The organism is Vibrio eleionomae (assembly GCF_009874545.1).
In the GTDB taxonomy this organism is placed as follows: domain Bacteria; phylum Pseudomonadota; class Gammaproteobacteria; order Enterobacterales; family Vibrionaceae; genus Vibrio; species Vibrio nitrifigilis.
This window is the reverse complement of sequence record NZ_WEKT01000059.1, coordinates 1-16,292: the sequence shown is the minus strand read 5'-3', so window position 1 is coordinate 16,292 and position 16,292 is coordinate 1. Positions and strand designations below refer to the sequence as shown.

The following is a 16,292-nucleotide window of genomic DNA, read 5'->3' as shown; positions in this document are numbered from 1 at the left end:
AAGAAAACAACGACTTTCATGAAGTACATTGAAATAGGGAAAGGAAATGGATTATTCAACACGTAACATTGATGATGCTTTTTTTGAAGCGAGCAAAATGGTTAATCTCGTATCAAAAAGTGACGATGAGATTAATCAAGAAGAACGGACTTGGATTGCACAAAGTACTTACGACAACTTTAAAAATCACATTAACAAGGGATTTCTCGAATACCGCAAGTCAGTGACTGAAACAGAAGGCATTGCACTGACCGACTGGTCTGGACAAGGTTCTATTCTAAAAGATGTATTAGGTCGAGAATTTATCGATATGCTCGGTGGCTTTGGGTTGTATTCTCCTGGTATTCGCCATCCTAAAATTGTTGCCGCAGCACAAGCACAACTTGAACGCAGCCCTCAATACAGCCAAGAAATGCTCGATCCACTACGCGCTCACTTAGCAAAAGTGATTGCCAAATTAACCCCTGGCGACATTCAATACGGATTTTTTGCCAACTCCGGCACCGAAGCCGTAGATGGCGCGATGAAGTTGGCCAAAATGTACACGGGAAAAAATGGTTTTATTTCCACTATTCGTGCGTTTCACGGCAAATCACTCGGTGCATTATCACTCATGGGGAAAGCCGTGTATCGCGAACCCGTAGGACGTTTGCTGGATGGTGTACGCCATGTCCCTTTTGGTGATGCAGATGCAGTTGAAGAACAAATTAAATCAGCCATTGAAGTCGGCGACGGTATTGCAGCAGTGATTGCCGAACCCATTCAAGGTGAAGCGGGTGCAATTGTTCCACCAGACGACTACTGGCCAAAACTACGCAAAATCTGTGACAAATACGGTGTACTTCTGATCGCTGATGAAGTGCAAACTGGCTTTGGCCGCACTGGTACTCTCTTTGGGGTTGATCATTGGAATGTCGCACCTGACATCATGTGTTTTGGTAAAGCATTAGGCGGTGGTGTTATCGCGATGTCGGGGTTCTTTGCCAGCGCTAAAATTTGGAAAGTGTTAGAACTTAACCCATTTATGCATACCACCACTACAGGCGGTAACCCAATTGCTTGCGCTGCAGCGCTTGCTCAAATATCGGTTCTTTTAGAAGAAGACTTAGCTGGTCAAGCTAAAGAAAAAGGCGCTTACATCCAAAGTAAATTGGCCGAGATTCAAAAACAATACCCTGATGTGCTCTCCGATGTTACTGGCAAAGGGTTATTGCTTGGAATGGTATTTACCGATGATGAAACCGGATTTGAAGTCGTATCAGGCTTGTTTAAACGCGGCATCTTAATTTCTGGAACCTTAAACAACTCTCGTGTAGTACGAATTGAGCCTGCGCTGAATATCCCCTATGAATTAATCGACAAATTCTTAGTCGAATTGAAAGACGTGATTAAAAACATTTGAGAAATAACCATCGGATAGTACACCGATACTATCCAATGATTAGTGTGATACTCAAGTACAGCACCAACGCTTACTTGAGTATTACCTGAACCAAAAGGACATGCCATCGCTGTATTTATCTCATACCTAATGCTTGTTGACAGTATGAGCCGCATAAGATTTTTAAATATAAGGATTTATTTAAATTTATAAGGAAATTTATTTATGTCAGAAATCAACAGTTCAATGAAACCAGTCTATATAGATAAGACCATCGAAGACTTATCTATTCAGACAACCCAAACAGCCAAGCTTTGGAACAATAAGAAAATTACCAGCATTATCGTCACAATAGCGATATTTGCCGCCTTCTTTTTACTTTCGATGACACACACAGGTGACGAAGCTTGGGGATGGAAATCCATTCTCCCCACCCTTGCTGTACTCGTTATGGCGATTGTGACACGCCGACCTTTTGAGTCGATGATGGCAGGGTCTGCTGCGGGTTTAATCATGATGAGCCCAAATAACTTTATCACCCCATTTACCGATACCATTTCCAAGGTCGTTGGTGATGAAACCATCGTTTGGGTGGTATTGGTGTGTGGTTTGATGGGCGGTTTCATCCGTATTTTAGAAATCAGCAGTTGCCTTGATGGATTTACTGAATGGTTGAAAACTAAAATAAAATCACGTCGACAATCCACCATGGCGACGGTCATCCTAGGCGCCATCGTTTTTATTGACGACTACTTAAGCTGCCTCGCGGTGTCTTCTTCCGTGAAAAAACTAACGGATTACTACCAAGTATCGCGTGAAAAAATTGCTTATCTTATCGACTCAGCAGCGGCACCAATGTGTGTCATTGTTCCAATTTCAACTTGGGCAGTCTTCTTCTCTGGTCTATTAGAAAATAATGGCGTAGCGGGCAAAAGCCAAGGCATGAACCTGTATGTTTCTTCCATTCCCTTCATGATGTATGCGTGGATTGCATTGCTGATTGCGTTTCTTGTTGCTGCCGGCATTATCGGTGATGTTGGCCCTATGAAAAAAGCGGAATTACGTGCCAAGAGTGGCCGCCCAGTTCCTCCTGATTATGAAGGGGAAGAGTTAATCAACAAATCCAAAGCCAAAAGACAACTCAGCATGAAAGCTCAGTTGTTCAATTTCTTTTTCCCAGTTGCATTGTTAATCCTGTCGACCGTTTATTATGATATCGACCTGTTAAAAGGCGTTATTATTACCTTTACTGTCACTACATTGCTCTTCTATTTTCAAGGCCTACTCTCCATCAACGAACAAATAGATGCACTATTTGAGGGCTTTCACAGCATGCTGTATCCCCTATCAACCGTTATTGGTGGATTTATCTTAAAAGATATCAACGATTCCTTGGGTATGACCCAATACATCATTGATTCGGTAACACCTTACCTAAGCCAAGCGACTTATCCAGCCATTGTATTCGTCGTATTAGCATTAATTGTGTTTGGCACTGCATCGAGCTGGGGCGTATTTGTTATCGCGATTCCTATCGTGATTCCAGTCGCTCAGCACCTAGACGTACACATGCCATTGGTCGTAGGCGCTATTTTGTCGGCATCCTCTTTCGGTAGCCACGCCTGTTTCTTTAGCGACTCATCCATTTTGGCCGCACAAGGCTCTGGCTGTTCACCTATGTCACACGCTTTTTCTCAATTCCCGTATGCGTTGATAGGTGCTATCTGCGCAATTATCGCCTTTTTAATGTTGGGCTATGCCTACGCTTAACTTATTTGCCTCTCAACGCTTGGTTTGAGGGGCATCCATTATCGACAGCTTACCTACAATTTATAAGCAGAGCGTCGATGCTCTGCACCTGATGCAAGGAATGGAACATGAAATACCAACTATGGATTAACGGTGAAGCGTGTGATGCGCGTAACGGTGCCGTACTTAACGTTGAAAACCCAGCAACAGGAGAAATCATTGATACCGTACCCAATGCTGGAAACGATGAAGTGAATATGGCGGTATCTACTGCAAAAGCGGCATTTGAGGATGGACGTTGGTCGAAAAAAACACCTGCAGAACGTGCCGCTGTTTTAGCCAAAATGGCGGATTTAATAGAAGCCCGCTGTGAAGAGTTTGCCCGGATTGAATCAGAAGATACTGGTAAGCCCTATGACCTGGTTTCGCTGGGCAGCGATATTCCATTTGCAATCGATAACCTGCGATTTTTTGCTTCTGCGGCTCGCAATGTCAAAGGGTCAGGCAGCGCTGATTATACCCCTGGTTATAGTTCGATTCTGCGCAAGGAACCATGTGGTGTTGCAGTGGGCATCGCACCATGGAACTACCCTTTCTTAATGGCAATTTGGAAAATTGGCCCAGCACTGGCGGCTGGATGCAGCTCGATTTTGAAACCCGCACCAACCACACCACGTACGTCGTTACTGTTAGGTGCTATCGCGAAAGAAGCCGGACTGCCTGATGGCGTGCTGAACATTCTAAGCGGTGATAATGATACCGGTGCTACACTGACATCTCACCCCGATGTACAGATGGTGAGCCTAACTGGCTCAAGTCGCACAGGCAAAGCAATTATGAAATCCGCTGCCGATACATTGAAACGCGTCCATTTAGAACTCGGCGGGAAAGCACCACTGATTATTTTCGATGATGCTGATATTAAACAAGCCGCAGAAAAAGCAGCCATTGGTGGATTTCTTAATTCCGGGCAAGACTGTACCGCCGCAACACGAATATTGGTCCATGAGTCGATTTACGATCAAACCGTTGATGCGCTCATTCAAGCGACCAAAGATTTTACCATTGGCAATCCTTTTGATACCGATACCATGATTGGTTCGATGATTTCTCAACCACAACAACAAGCAGTGTCAGGCTTTGTCGAACGTGCACAACAAGCTGGTGCCAACGTACTTATTGGTGGATATATTCCTGAACGCAGTGGCTATTACTATGCACCGACTTTATTAGACAACGTCAAACAAGATTCAGAAGTCGTTCAAGAAGAGATTTTTGGCCCAGTGATGACGATTCAAAGCTTCAAAACGGACGACGAAGCCTTAACGATGGCCAATGACGTTAAATATGGGTTAGCCTCTTCTGTATTTACGAAAGATATTCAACGTGCGATGCGTTTTTCGCGTGACTTAGTCTTTGGTACCGTATGGGTTAACGACCATTTACCCCTTTCTTCGGAAACCCCCCATGGTGGATTTAAGCAATCAGGGTTTGGTAAAGATCTTTCTGCAGAAGCCATTGATGACTACCTAGTCACCAAACATGTGATGATTGCTCTATAAATTTACTCCCCCATTCTGTCATCTTAATGCACTGTTACGGCAGTGCTTTATGATAGTCAATCCCACCAGTACCAGCCTTCCGTATAAAATAACTATTTTCCTCATCCTTCTTTTTGAAACAACCTGAATAACATCCCGTTGACTATACTCTATAGATTGCTGATTGATACCACCTCATTGAATTATCAACTGGAATAATAACAACAATGAGATTCTAACATTCGCTAACGATGGCGAAGGAAGGGAGCACTATGGATGAAACACAACGTCTAACCATCATTAACGATTACAGTTTACAGAGTAGTGGCGATGATCCAAGCATGAACAATCTCATCGAATCTACTGCCCATTTCCTTGACATGCCAATTGCTTACGTATCCATCATTGGAGAATACACTCAAGTTTTTAAAGCGCGCTATGGCATCCATTTCGAGAGTACCGACAGAGTAGAAGCATTTTGCAATCAAGTGGTCGAAAACGACGATATTGTGTTAGTCGAAAATGCTGAAAAAGATCGACTGTTTTCTAGCAATCCTATGGTCATAGGATCCCCCTTTATCCGGTTTTATGCTGGCATTCCCTTGAGGCTACAAAACGTCACCATCGGCGCAGTCTGCGTGGTTGATACCAAACCAAGAACCTTAAGTTCTGAGCAGATTCAATCTCTGACTAAGCTCAGCTCTCATATTTCAACCTACCTTGATCTCGTTCGTCAACAAACCCAATCGGCCCATGAGCACCAACTTATTGAGCAATCTCCAGCCGTCCTTATGACGTGGAAGAATTTCGAAGGATTAAACCTCACATTTGCTTCTACTAACCTCACGCAATTATTTGGTCTATCCCTCGAACCTTTAGTCCAGAGACAAGAAATTTTTGAAGATTATATCGATCCCAATAGCCTGAATGAATTTACATTTTTGATGAGCAATCACCGCGCTGGTGTGCAAAATGCCGATGCTCAATTTCAAATAAAAAATCGACACGGCGAACGATTTTGGATCAAGATGATTTCCCAAGCCTTCTTTGATCAAACAGGAGAACTCGACTCAGTACACGCGCTACTTATTGATAACACAATGAATCGGTCTGTCGAACAAAAACTCAAACAGACGAATCAACAAATGCGCATTCTGCTTGAAGCCTCAGACTTAGGTACATGGGATTATGATGTTGTGCATGATATTAACAAAGTCAACCAATATAGCTGCCGTATGATTGGCGTAGATATGGAACTGTTTGATAGTAGCAGGCACTACTGGCGCGGCCTAATTCATCCCGCCGATCGTAGTGCAGTAGAATCAGCCTACACCCAACATCTCGAAGGTGATTCCGAGAGCCTAATGATCATCTACCGTGTCAAACACAGTGATGGCCATTGGATATGGTTTGAAACCTACGGAAAAACCATTGAGCGTGATGAAGAAGGTCACGTATTAAGGGTGGCAGGAATCCATCGCGACATCACAGAAAAAAAAGAGACCGAGCTATTGCAGGATAAACAACGGCAATTACTTAGTTTCATTAATAAGGCAATGAGTATCTATCTACAGCACAATGATTTGTCAGAAGCATGCAGGCAAGTACTGCCTGAGCTGACAGAAATTGCAGACAGTAAATTTGCTTTCATTGCGCAAATGAAGAAAAAAGACAACCGAGATGCTCTTTATATTCACGCAATTACTGAGCTCTCATGGAATGAAGCGACGAGAACCTTGGTGGATATGTATCACAATAGAGCGCTTTATTTTACCAGTTTTGATAATCTCTTTGGCAGTGTGATTACGAAAGAAAGGATGGTCATCAGTAACCAACCCTCAACACACCCATCATCAAAAGGGACACCCAAAGGTCATCCTAAAATTTTTCGATTTATGGGGCTCCCTATTAAACTCGGTTCGCAAGTGGTTGGCATGATAGGTTTAGCTAATAAAATTGATGACTACACCACTAAGGATTCACAATTACTTCAACCTCTTACTGACGCGCTCGCCGCGCTTTACTACTCGGTAGATCTTGAAGACGCTCGCTTTAAAGCGGAACAGCAATTAAAAAACATGGCAATGACCGACCCACTAACCGGACTCTCAAATCGCCGAGCGTTTCGCGATTATTTTGACAAATTAACGTCGACCGGAGAGGTTTATGTCATCGTTATTTTAGACATAGACCACTTCAAGCAAGTCAATGATCAATATGGTCATATCGCGGGTGATGAAGTATTAAAAAGTATTGCCTACCAACTCTCAAATGAGTTACGTACCGATGACATTATTGCTCGCCTCGGTGGAGAAGAATTTGCATTCTTGATTAAAAATGATGATCAAGCTGTTGTCACAGAATTACTCAATCACATACGGTTGACGATTGCGGATAAGGTTATCAACTATGGTCAACACAGCATCCATATTACGATGAGTATGGGTGCCCATTTTATTACTCCTGCCCAAAACCTAACCATGGAGCAACACATTGATGCGGCAGATCATGCACTCTACTCAGCGAAGCAGCAAGGTCGTAACCGTGTGATTTGGGCCAACGATCCTCCGATGACGAAGCTGAAATAACTGCTAACAATTATTTCTTTTTCTATGTTACTCATTCATAAAGCCAATCCTAAATGCCATGAAAATTTAATACACATCTAACCATTTAGTGCTAGATTTAAAGGACATGAAACACGAGAATTTGGTACAACATCGGCATGGAGCAAAACTTATGGTAGATAAGGATCGTCGAACGACATTTAACATCACGAGCAGCGATGTCGATTATCGACACATAATAGAATTTAACGAAAAGCAGTATGACTCGCTAGACTTTGGTCGTCCAGAAAATGAAGTGGCTATCATCGCGCAAATCAATCAGTGCTTATACCAATCACTGATGGAAAATGACGTTGAAAAGCTCAAACGCTATACTGAACTACTCGGTTACTACGGGTTGCAAGTCTGGCGCTGATATTGAGCCTGCTCAACTTGCTAGATTTACTCACTCAATTAAGCCCTGCCCCCATATCCTTAAGATAAAAATACAGGGACAGTCGCTATGTTCTCTTAATGGCCACTATTTAGCTGACTAATTGCTTGATCAATTTTATTAGCGCCTGCTTCAATATCTTGAATCACATCACCAGCGTTAATGGCTGATGTCAACGATTCCTTAGTTTGAGTTTGGCAATCTTCAATCAGGCCCACGGTATCTTTAATTTGCGATAAGTTTTCCGATACCATTGCCACGATATCAACAGTTGTGGCATTCGTCCGCGCAGCTAATTGTCTTACTTCATCAGCCACGACGGCAAACCCTCTCCCCTGCTCACCCGCGCGCGCGGCTTCAATGGCAGCGTTTAACGCTAGCAAATTGGTTTGATCCGCAATACCGCGGATGCTGTTAACTAACTCATTAATTTTTTGAGAATGTTCATTGAGAGCATTAATGTCATGACTTGCCTTATCCATTTTAGCGGACAAATCATTCATATTAGAGATAGTCGACTCAATCACTTTTCTCCCAGTAGCCGTTTGGGCACGGGTTTCACTGGACACTTCACTAGCCAATTGCGCAGCTTCATTCACCGCTTGTTCTTTATTGATTTCATCAGTAATCACGGTGGCGTATTTCACGACCTTATATAGCCGCCCATGTTCATCATGAATAGGGTTATACGATGCTTCTAACCAAACGATATTACCATTACGGTCAACACGCTTAAAACGGCCGGAAACATACTCGCCTCGGCCAAGCTTCTCCCAAAACTTGGCGTATTCATTTGAATTCGCTTCTTCTGACGTACAAAAGATACGGTGGTGTTTTCCCTTAATATCACTGAGCTTGTAGCTAACACCATTCAGGAAATTATCATTGGCAGTCAATATTGTGCCATCTAGCGAAAATTCAATCACTGCGGTTGAACGGTTCAGCCCGTTGATTAAATCCTGCTTCTCACGTGACGTTTGAATGGTGTTGGTTAACTCATTGGCAAAGACACTAAAGCGCAGCAACTTTTTATCCCGTGATTTCACTGGTTGAATAATTGCCCTTAGCCAGACATCTTCACCTTGACCATTCGTTGTTTCAATCGCGCCATGCCAATGTTTTGCTGATTCTATTGCCGTTTTCATTCTTGAGAAATGCTGGGTATTTTGTGCCTCTTTTGGCACTATAGACGTCAAAGGCTTGCCGACTAAAACGCTTTTACTGACTCCAAGCTGCTCTTCAAAATTGGCATTGATGGATGAGATGACGCCATTCGGCTCCAAGGTCAAACTCAGCATATCTTCGCATAAGCTGTCGTGTACTTGCTTTAAAGCATAGAGTTCTTCTTCTAAACCTTCTTCAGCACTACTTTTCCGTTTTTTAAAAAACATATCGCCTCTTCAATATATTCGACGGTACTAGAAAAAATCGTGTTAAATATGTCACTAATTAATCAGAATAGCAGCAAGATGTAGTAACGCAACTTAATGATATACCGCTAATAACAAAGCGTAACGCCTGAAGATAAGCCACTGACAATGTTGGTCAATTAGTAGCATAAGGGTAATATTGCTCTACAAAAGTTCAATAACTCTGCAGAATCGAATCTTTCTTAAATGGTGAGTAAATCAGTGTGTTGTTGAATTCTACTTCCAGATGGCTATATTGTAACGTCCAACTGAATTCAACATCACCTAACAGCCGTTTGATATGACAATAAAACAGACTACCGCAGCCAGTGTACTTAAAATATTGAAGCAAGAAAATTTTGCTGTCGGAGCCCACTTATCAGCACAATATTTCGCAGATAAATTATCTCTGTCTCGTAGTCCAATTAATCGTGCGTTTGCTACGTTAGCAGAAAGAGGTATCTTGGTTAAACAGCCAATGCGCGGTTACTTTGTAACAAAAGTCATTGAAGATTCGTTCGACGAAGCGGTTGTGGAAATGGGCTTAGTTGAAAAAGATGTTGTGGAATCCGTTTACTTTAAAATTGCGGAAGATCGCCTAAGAGGAGAATTAGGTGATGTGTTTTCCGAGAAACAAATCAAGAAGCGTTACGATCTCACGATGACTCAGTTACAAAGTGTGATCAATAAAATAGCTGAAGAAGGTTGGATCAACAAAAAGCCTGGCTATGGCTGGGAGTTTTCTCCGATGCTCACGACCCCAGAAAGTTTGATGCAAACTTACCGCGTAAGGTTAGCGTTAGAACCAGCAGCGCTGCTTGAACCAGAATACTCTATTGCGCCGGAAGTCATTGAGGAATGTCGCCAAGTAGAACTGAAGTTAATAGCGAAAGGTACCTCGTCAAGTAGCACGGAACAGCTTCATCAGCGTGGTGTTAACTTCCACCAAGCGATTATCGAAGCCTCTGGTAACCCATTTTTTATCGATACCTTGGCAAGAATCAATAAAGTAAGACGCCTACTGTCATACCGTTCTATGCAAGACAGAACGCGCTACTTAGAGCACGCACAACAACATTTAGCGATTTTGGATTTACTTGAACAAAAACGTAACGCAGAAGCATCTGAACAGCTAAGGCAGCACCTCGCCTCAACCATCAGCAACATCGAAAAAATCAATCAGTTACTTAAGTAAATACCGAGCTATGCCAAATGACAATCATTCGGCATAGATCCACTCTATTTCATTCGTACTTTTCCACCAACCATTTTATAAGCAGGTGCACCACGTATCATGGTTTCTCGCGCAAATATTTGCCCACATTGTGGGCATTGCCCCACCGACAGAGTGTAATCTTCAACAATCCGTTCAATAAAACATTTCACTAATGCGCCCTTACCCCCTTTACGATATTTGTATAAAGGCGAGCGACATTTAGCGCAAAAGATATCAACTGTGCGCGTTGGGCCTTTCTTGTTCGGTTTAGCCATAAAGTGAATTTAAAAGAGGATTTACCGTTATGGTATTCATCCTCCCCATATTTGTATAGTCCTCAGAGCCAGACCACGTTTACTACTCACTAACCAGATCTGGCTTTGGGATAGCAAAAAAGAAACTATTGAGTAACCGACGTGAGTTTAATCTTTTGCAGAGCGTTAAAGATCTCTTTCTTATCGCTATTATGGAGATATTTGGCCGTAATTAACGTCTGGAATTCAGCAAATTGCTGGGTATTGAAGGTTTGTCCGGATTTTAAATAAGAAGCGATAGAGGCATTTAACTCGCCGCCAAGTTTAATTAATGCTGGACGCACTACTTTTTTTAAATCTCTTGGTGTGTTGCTAGCTATCGAAAGGTCAGACAACATATCCGCGCGATAGCGATATTGAATCGCTTTAGCAGCAGACATCAAAGAAACAGTAAACGCTTCGGTACTGTCACTATTCAATGCATACTTCGCGCTGCCCGCTTTCGATTTTTCTAATACCACTGCTTCTCGTTTGAGATCTTCGATCGCAAGGTGGTGTTTTGCTTTATACCGCGCAACATCTTGCATGTATCCCATACGCTCATTAATTAACTTGAATACAGTAGTTTCCGAAGGCGCTGCCAATACTGACATAGGCAACACCACTAATAGAGATAAAAATAACGTTTTCATTTTCATTGATTCATCAACCTTTTGACTAACTGTAGAATTTTCTAATATTCGTTTTAAAAGCAATATGTTATGTATCATTTACTGAATAGAAAATCATTACTTTTAGCACAACTATTGTGAGAATTACGAACAAAGTTTGGCAAATCTCATTCATGAACAAGTCATCACTTCAGTTTGTAAAATTTACCAAGCCCGCCTGCGACATTTCATTTACTACAATGAGAAGATTCACGCTTTTTCTTATCGCTGTGGTAAAGTGCGCACCATTAACTAAACAATCCGGCGTCTGGTTATACCGTTCCTTTTATTACTTAAGTACGATTTGGACTCATTACCCAGAAGTCGCCGCATCTGCCTTTTAAAGAAACACGCCAAGAGACGAAGACATATCATGCTGTTTACGACGCTACCTCTAAGCCCACAATTAGTCACGGCTCTACCTACCACGTTTAGCAATCCCACTGAAATACAGACACTTGCGATTCCTGCGATCATCAATCAACGGGATGTACTTGCCATCGCACAAACGGGAAGCGGCAAAACCTTGGCTTACGGGCTGCCCCTACTGCAGCAAGCCGTAGAGAAGCCCTCTCCCATCAGCGCATTGGTCCTCGTACCAACCCGTGAGCTAGCGATGCAGGTGGACGAATCGTTGGGTTTGATCGCGAACAACCTCCATGTAACATCGGTTTGTCTTTGTGGTGGCGTAGATAAAGAGCAGCAGAAAGCCGTGTTAGCAACAGGGCCGCAAATACTGGTTGCCACTCCCGGTCGACTTCTCGACCTACTGAGTGAAAATACCTTTGACGCGAGTAATATCAGTACCTTAGTTCTCGATGAAGCTGACAGAATGTTAGATATGGGGTTTTGGAACGACGTTCAACGTATTATTGAAATGCTGCCAATACAACGTCAGACTCTGATGTTTTCAGCGACCTTTCCTGACGTTCTGGCTAATAAAGCCAAAGCGTTACTCGATTCTCCTGAGTTTATTCAGGTGCAAAACACTGACATTCAAGTCAATGCAATCACAGAAAAGCTGTATTTAGTTAATAAAGGTAGCAAAACCAAAGCTCTGATTGACCAAATTAAGAAATATAATTGGCAACAGGTATTGGTGTTTATCAGCAGTAAAGACAACGCTGATGCACTATGTAAAAAGCTGAACAAAGCTGGGCTTTGTGTCGCAGCGTTACATGGCAATAAAAATCAGGCAGAAAGAGAAGCGACTCTAAAACAATTTAAAGAGCACGAAGTGAATGTTCTGATCGCCACTGACCTACTCGCCCGCGGCATTGATGTAGAAAATTTACCAGTCGTGATCAACATTGACCTTCCATCAAGCGCTGAAGTTTATGTTCATCGAATCGGACGCACTGCAAGAGCTGGCAAATCAGGAATTGCGATGTCTCTTGTGTGCCATGGTGAGACTGAGTACCTAGAAGCAATTAGAAAAGCCACCCAACGTGCACTGCCACTAAATGAACTCGACGGATTCCCGGTTACCGATAAACCGTCGACCGGGGAAAGTAAACGTGCACCGAGGGATAAAAAAGCAAACCGTCGAACTAATCAGAAGAAGAGCATCAAACAATTTCAAGGCAAGGCCAAACGTTAACCCATATTTTAACTAGGGAATATTAGGCAATAATTAAACAATTTTGCACAATCGATAATATCTCGCAGTACTTATAATACAAATCCATCATTAAATGATCCTGCTGCTGCAGTTATCTAAATGCATTCACCGCGTAGCAACTAATCATCCAGATGTTCAATTGAGTACGGAGAGATTCTCATGAGTGACGATATTAACGAGCAAAGAAGAAAAGTTTTAAAAGTGACTGGGGCAATTAGTGCTGCGGCGATGATTACCAGCCCTTTCCATGTATTTGCAACTGAACCTAATCGCCGTATTCCGTCACAAGGTTATGCTGCATTTGATGAATCGGGGATTTTAAAACCTTGGACTTTTGAGCGTCGCCCTGTTGGGGACCACGATATCTTAATCGAAACCAAATTCGCAAGTATTTGCCACTCAGATATTCACCAAGAAAAAGGACACTGGGGTAAACAACAATATCCTCAAGTCCCCGGCCATGAGATTGTCGGTATGGTTGCAGCCGTAGGTAAAAACGTTACCAAATTCAAAGTAGGAGACCGAGCTGGTGTCGGATGTATGTGTGGTAACCATTATCATAAACATGACACTTACGAAGAACAATACAGTCCAGATACTTTGTTTACTTACGGCTACCCTGATACACGATCACCATCCGGTATTACTCAAGGTGGCTATTCTAATAACATCGTTGTTGAAGAAAACTTCGCGGTTCATATTCCTGAAAATGTAAGCTTCCAAGAAGCTGTGCCACTTCTTTGTGCTGGTATCACCACATACTCGCCATTGATGCGTGCCGACATCAAAAAAGGCATGAAGGTCGGCGTTGCTGGTATTGGTGGTTTAGGTCATCTTGCGGTAAAAATTGCTGTATCTAAAGGCTGTGATGTATACGCGTTTACGACCAGCCCATCGAAAGTAAAAGACATCGAATCATTTGGTGCAACTGCTGTTGTCGTGAATGACCTGTCTAAACTTCAAGAATACTCAGGTCAAATGGATTACGTTATCTCAACAATTCCTTATGATTTTAACGTGGCGGCTTATGCGGCGACAGTGAAACCTTACGGTACATTCACTCAAGTTGGTATGCCTATTCGTTCTGAAGTTACAATGAATGCTCTATATCTTGCGTTTTCTCGTGTTAACTTTAATGCCTCTCTGATTGGTGGAATGAAAGAGACACAAGAAGTAGTTAACTACTGTGCCGACAACAAAGTGCTTCCTCAAATTGAGATGATCCAAGCCGATCAAATCAACCAAGCATGGGAAAATGTAGTTGATAAAAAAGCGCGTTATCGTTATGTCATTGATGCAAGTACTTTCTAAGTGATTTCGTTAGCTAAATTCTATTACCGCTTATACTAAAGCGCTCTGAAGGCTCGTTTACTCGAGCCTTCTCTCGTTCACATTCTAATATCAACGAAACTTTCACCATATTAACTAATGCATCATGTTATAGCTGACACGCCAGCATAGATTGTTCAATATCATTCCAATCAAGCTCTTTATTGCTAATGATTTCAATTCGACTGTCACGACGATACGCCACTTTATCGAAATCGTGTTCATTACCTACTCGATTAAAGAACACCCATGCTCCATCAATACGAATCACACCTTTAATGCGTTGTACGTCCTCAATGGCTGTCAAAACGCTCTCCAACGCCCAATAATCAAACAGGTCATCTCGATGGAACAACCAACCACAACTGAATAAGCCGCTACCGTGTCCCTCTTTACGAGCCGGTTTACCTGGTTGAGCCTCTTCATGATGATGCTCGTGGTCATGGTCATGGTCATGGTCATGGTCATGGTCATGATGAGTATGATGGTGATGATGAGCTTCTGGAAACTGTGCTTTTAGTTGGCCATTACGCACAACATCCAGTAATTCAATATCAAATTGGCCACGAGTCGTACGCCCAATATATTGTTTTGGTGGAAACATATTACCAAGGCTGGTTTCTGCCAGTTCAACTTGTGATTCGGTCGCCACATCGCATTTGTTAATCAACACAACATCAGCCAGATTTAACTGGTCATGAAAAATCTCGTTGTGGATCACTCCTTCCTGTTCAAGCGAACGTGGATCAAGTAAACAAACGGTCGCACGTAAATCGAGGTCATCCTTAAAAGCCGGCCCCATTAAGGTATCAATGATGCCTTCAGGATGACCAATTCCCGTAGGTTCGATAATTAAACGATCCGGCTTAGCATGTTCAATCAATGAGTGCAGTGTTTTACCTAGTGAAGCACCTAATGAACAGCAGATACAACCACCAGCAAGTTCTTTAATATGTAACCCCGCCTCGTTGGGCATCATCTCTTGATCAATCCCTACCTGCCCGAATTCATTCACTAAAACAGCCCACGATTCTCCTGCTGGCTTTTGTGCCAATAAAGCATTAATCGTAGTGGTTTTACCAACACCGAGAAAACCGGTAATAATATTCGTAGGAATGGCGCGTTTAAGGGTATTCATCATGATGATTTATTGATTCCATTGGGGTTGCACACGAAACGGTGCTAATGACTAATGTAATGTTTTAATAACACAAACAAACTTTCGTTTACAAGTTTTCGCTTGATTTCGCGAATATAAAGAGTGGGTCAATCCCCTACATTTTTTATGGCTACCTCTCCTTTGTTTTGCCTCAGTGGGAATGAGTATAGTTGCCGTCAAAGGTCACCTCCGACAATATACGCGTTATCAAGCATGACAATTTGTCGATAGATACGAAAGAAATCGGGAGACAACTTAAGAGTAAAATCAAAAAACTGAGGTGAAAGGGTTACACAAAATTCAGGACAGTCTCCATCATATACGTCCTTATTATTTAGAATAACAATATCTCGTTATCATTTCCGTCTTTCCTAAAAATTTTACCGTCCTTTAAGTAAAAAAATTAACTCATAGATTGTTTATATTGTTGCCGTTATTTGCTCTACATTATTTTTATAAGTGATATTTATGAGCTTTGGTTAATAAATTTAAAATTAATAAGACGTTAAGACAAAAATGAAAGAATCAGCTATCGAAACGATACGGAAGATAAAAGAAAACTATATCAACCATCGGAGTGCATTTGTTCCAGGAGCTCAACTATTAAACATTTTAGTTGAGTTTGGGGCAAATCCAGCAGACATAAATGAAATGAAAGATATTAGTGAACAACTATTTAATGATCCAACATTATCATTTAGACGCTCAAGAAACGGAAGATTTTGTTATGACTTGGAAAATGAATGTTGTTATAGAACAGAGTTTCAACCATTTTGATCCGCTCCAGCTGTTTTGGACACTGAGTTAAGTGAGTACAATCACTAACGAGGTGAACAATGACAACTAAGAAAACTAGAATTAAACATTCCCCTGAATTTAAAGCAGAAGCCCTAAAACTAGCAGAGAGAGTGGGAGTAGCTGCG

At 42.1% G+C, this 16,292-nt stretch carries 13 protein-coding genes; 9 read left to right on the top strand and 4 right to left on the bottom strand.

Annotated features, from left to right (window positions below; genetic code table 11):
- The first annotated feature begins 46 nt into the window (after positions 1-46).
- The 5 genes from F9817_RS20325 (at position 47) to F9817_RS20305 (ending at position 7,653) form a co-directional block, all read left to right on the top strand.
- Positions 47-1,402 (top strand): putrescine aminotransferase, encoded by a 1,356-nt coding sequence (locus tag F9817_RS20325; RefSeq protein WP_161158014.1) that lies wholly within the window; start codon positions 47-49, stop codon positions 1,400-1,402.
- 204 nt (positions 1,403-1,606) lie between these two features.
- Positions 1,607-3,151 carry a Na+/H+ antiporter NhaC family protein gene (locus tag F9817_RS20320; RefSeq protein WP_202436534.1) on the top strand — a complete coding sequence of 515 codons (1,545 nt, stop codon included), beginning with the start codon at positions 1,607-1,609 and terminating at the stop codon, positions 3,149-3,151.
- Between the two features lie 107 nt (positions 3,152-3,258).
- A complete protein-coding gene (locus tag F9817_RS20315) occupies positions 3,259-4,692 on the top strand; it encodes an aminobutyraldehyde dehydrogenase (protein WP_161158012.1) in 1,434 nt (477 codons plus the stop codon).
- Positions 4,693-4,943: 251 nt separating this feature from the next.
- Positions 4,944-7,259, top strand: coding sequence for a sensor domain-containing diguanylate cyclase (locus F9817_RS20310; RefSeq protein WP_161158010.1), 2,316 nt, complete (start codon positions 4,944-4,946; stop codon positions 7,257-7,259).
- A gap of 151 nt (positions 7,260-7,410) precedes the next feature.
- Complete coding sequence (locus F9817_RS20305; protein WP_161158009.1) at positions 7,411-7,653, top strand: hypothetical protein; 243 nt, start codon at positions 7,411-7,413, stop codon at positions 7,651-7,653.
- Positions 7,654-7,748: 95 nt separating this feature from the next.
- On the opposite strand, the gene F9817_RS24610 is transcribed toward F9817_RS20305, so the two are convergent.
- The gene (locus F9817_RS24610; RefSeq protein WP_237476302.1) at positions 7,749-9,062 is read right to left on the bottom strand and encodes a methyl-accepting chemotaxis protein; all 1,314 of its coding nucleotides are present in this window, start codon (positions 9,060-9,062) and stop codon (positions 7,749-7,751) included.
- Positions 9,063-9,381: 319 nt separating this feature from the next.
- Here F9817_RS24610 and F9817_RS20295 point away from each other — a divergent pair, with 319 nt between their 5' ends.
- The gene (locus F9817_RS20295) at positions 9,382-10,275 is read left to right on the top strand and encodes a GntR family transcriptional regulator (RefSeq protein WP_161158007.1); all 894 of its coding nucleotides are present in this window, start codon (positions 9,382-9,384) and stop codon (positions 10,273-10,275) included.
- A 44-nt stretch (positions 10,276-10,319) separates the two neighbouring features.
- Here F9817_RS20295 and F9817_RS20290 read toward each other — a convergent pair whose 3' ends face one another.
- Complete coding sequence (locus F9817_RS20290) at positions 10,320-10,571, bottom strand: hypothetical protein (RefSeq protein ID WP_161158005.1); 252 nt, start codon at positions 10,569-10,571, stop codon at positions 10,320-10,322.
- 125 nt (positions 10,572-10,696) lie between these two features.
- Complete coding sequence (gene aroQ, locus F9817_RS20285; protein WP_202436533.1) at positions 10,697-11,248, bottom strand: gamma subclass chorismate mutase AroQ; 552 nt, start codon at positions 11,246-11,248, stop codon at positions 10,697-10,699.
- A 385-nt stretch (positions 11,249-11,633) separates the two neighbouring features.
- Between aroQ and F9817_RS20280 the strand changes: the two genes are divergently transcribed.
- Complete coding sequence (locus F9817_RS20280) at positions 11,634-12,860, top strand: DEAD/DEAH box helicase (protein WP_161158004.1); 1,227 nt, start codon at positions 11,634-11,636, stop codon at positions 12,858-12,860.
- A 180-nt stretch (positions 12,861-13,040) separates the two neighbouring features.
- Entirely contained in the window at positions 13,041-14,192 is a 1,152-nt protein-coding gene (locus F9817_RS20275) for an NAD(P)-dependent alcohol dehydrogenase (protein WP_161158002.1), read from the top strand.
- A 127-nt stretch (positions 14,193-14,319) separates the two neighbouring features.
- Here F9817_RS20275 and F9817_RS20270 read toward each other — a convergent pair whose 3' ends face one another.
- The gene (locus tag F9817_RS20270; RefSeq protein ID WP_202436532.1) at positions 14,320-15,351 is read right to left on the bottom strand and encodes a CobW family GTP-binding protein; all 1,032 of its coding nucleotides are present in this window, start codon (positions 15,349-15,351) and stop codon (positions 14,320-14,322) included.
- Positions 15,352-15,885: 534 nt separating this feature from the next.
- On the opposite strand from F9817_RS20270, the gene F9817_RS20265 reads away from it, so the two are divergent.
- Positions 15,886-16,146, top strand: coding sequence for a 2OG-Fe dioxygenase family protein (locus tag F9817_RS20265; RefSeq protein WP_161158001.1), 261 nt, complete (start codon positions 15,886-15,888; stop codon positions 16,144-16,146).
- The last annotated feature ends 146 nt before the right edge of the window (positions 16,147-16,292 follow it).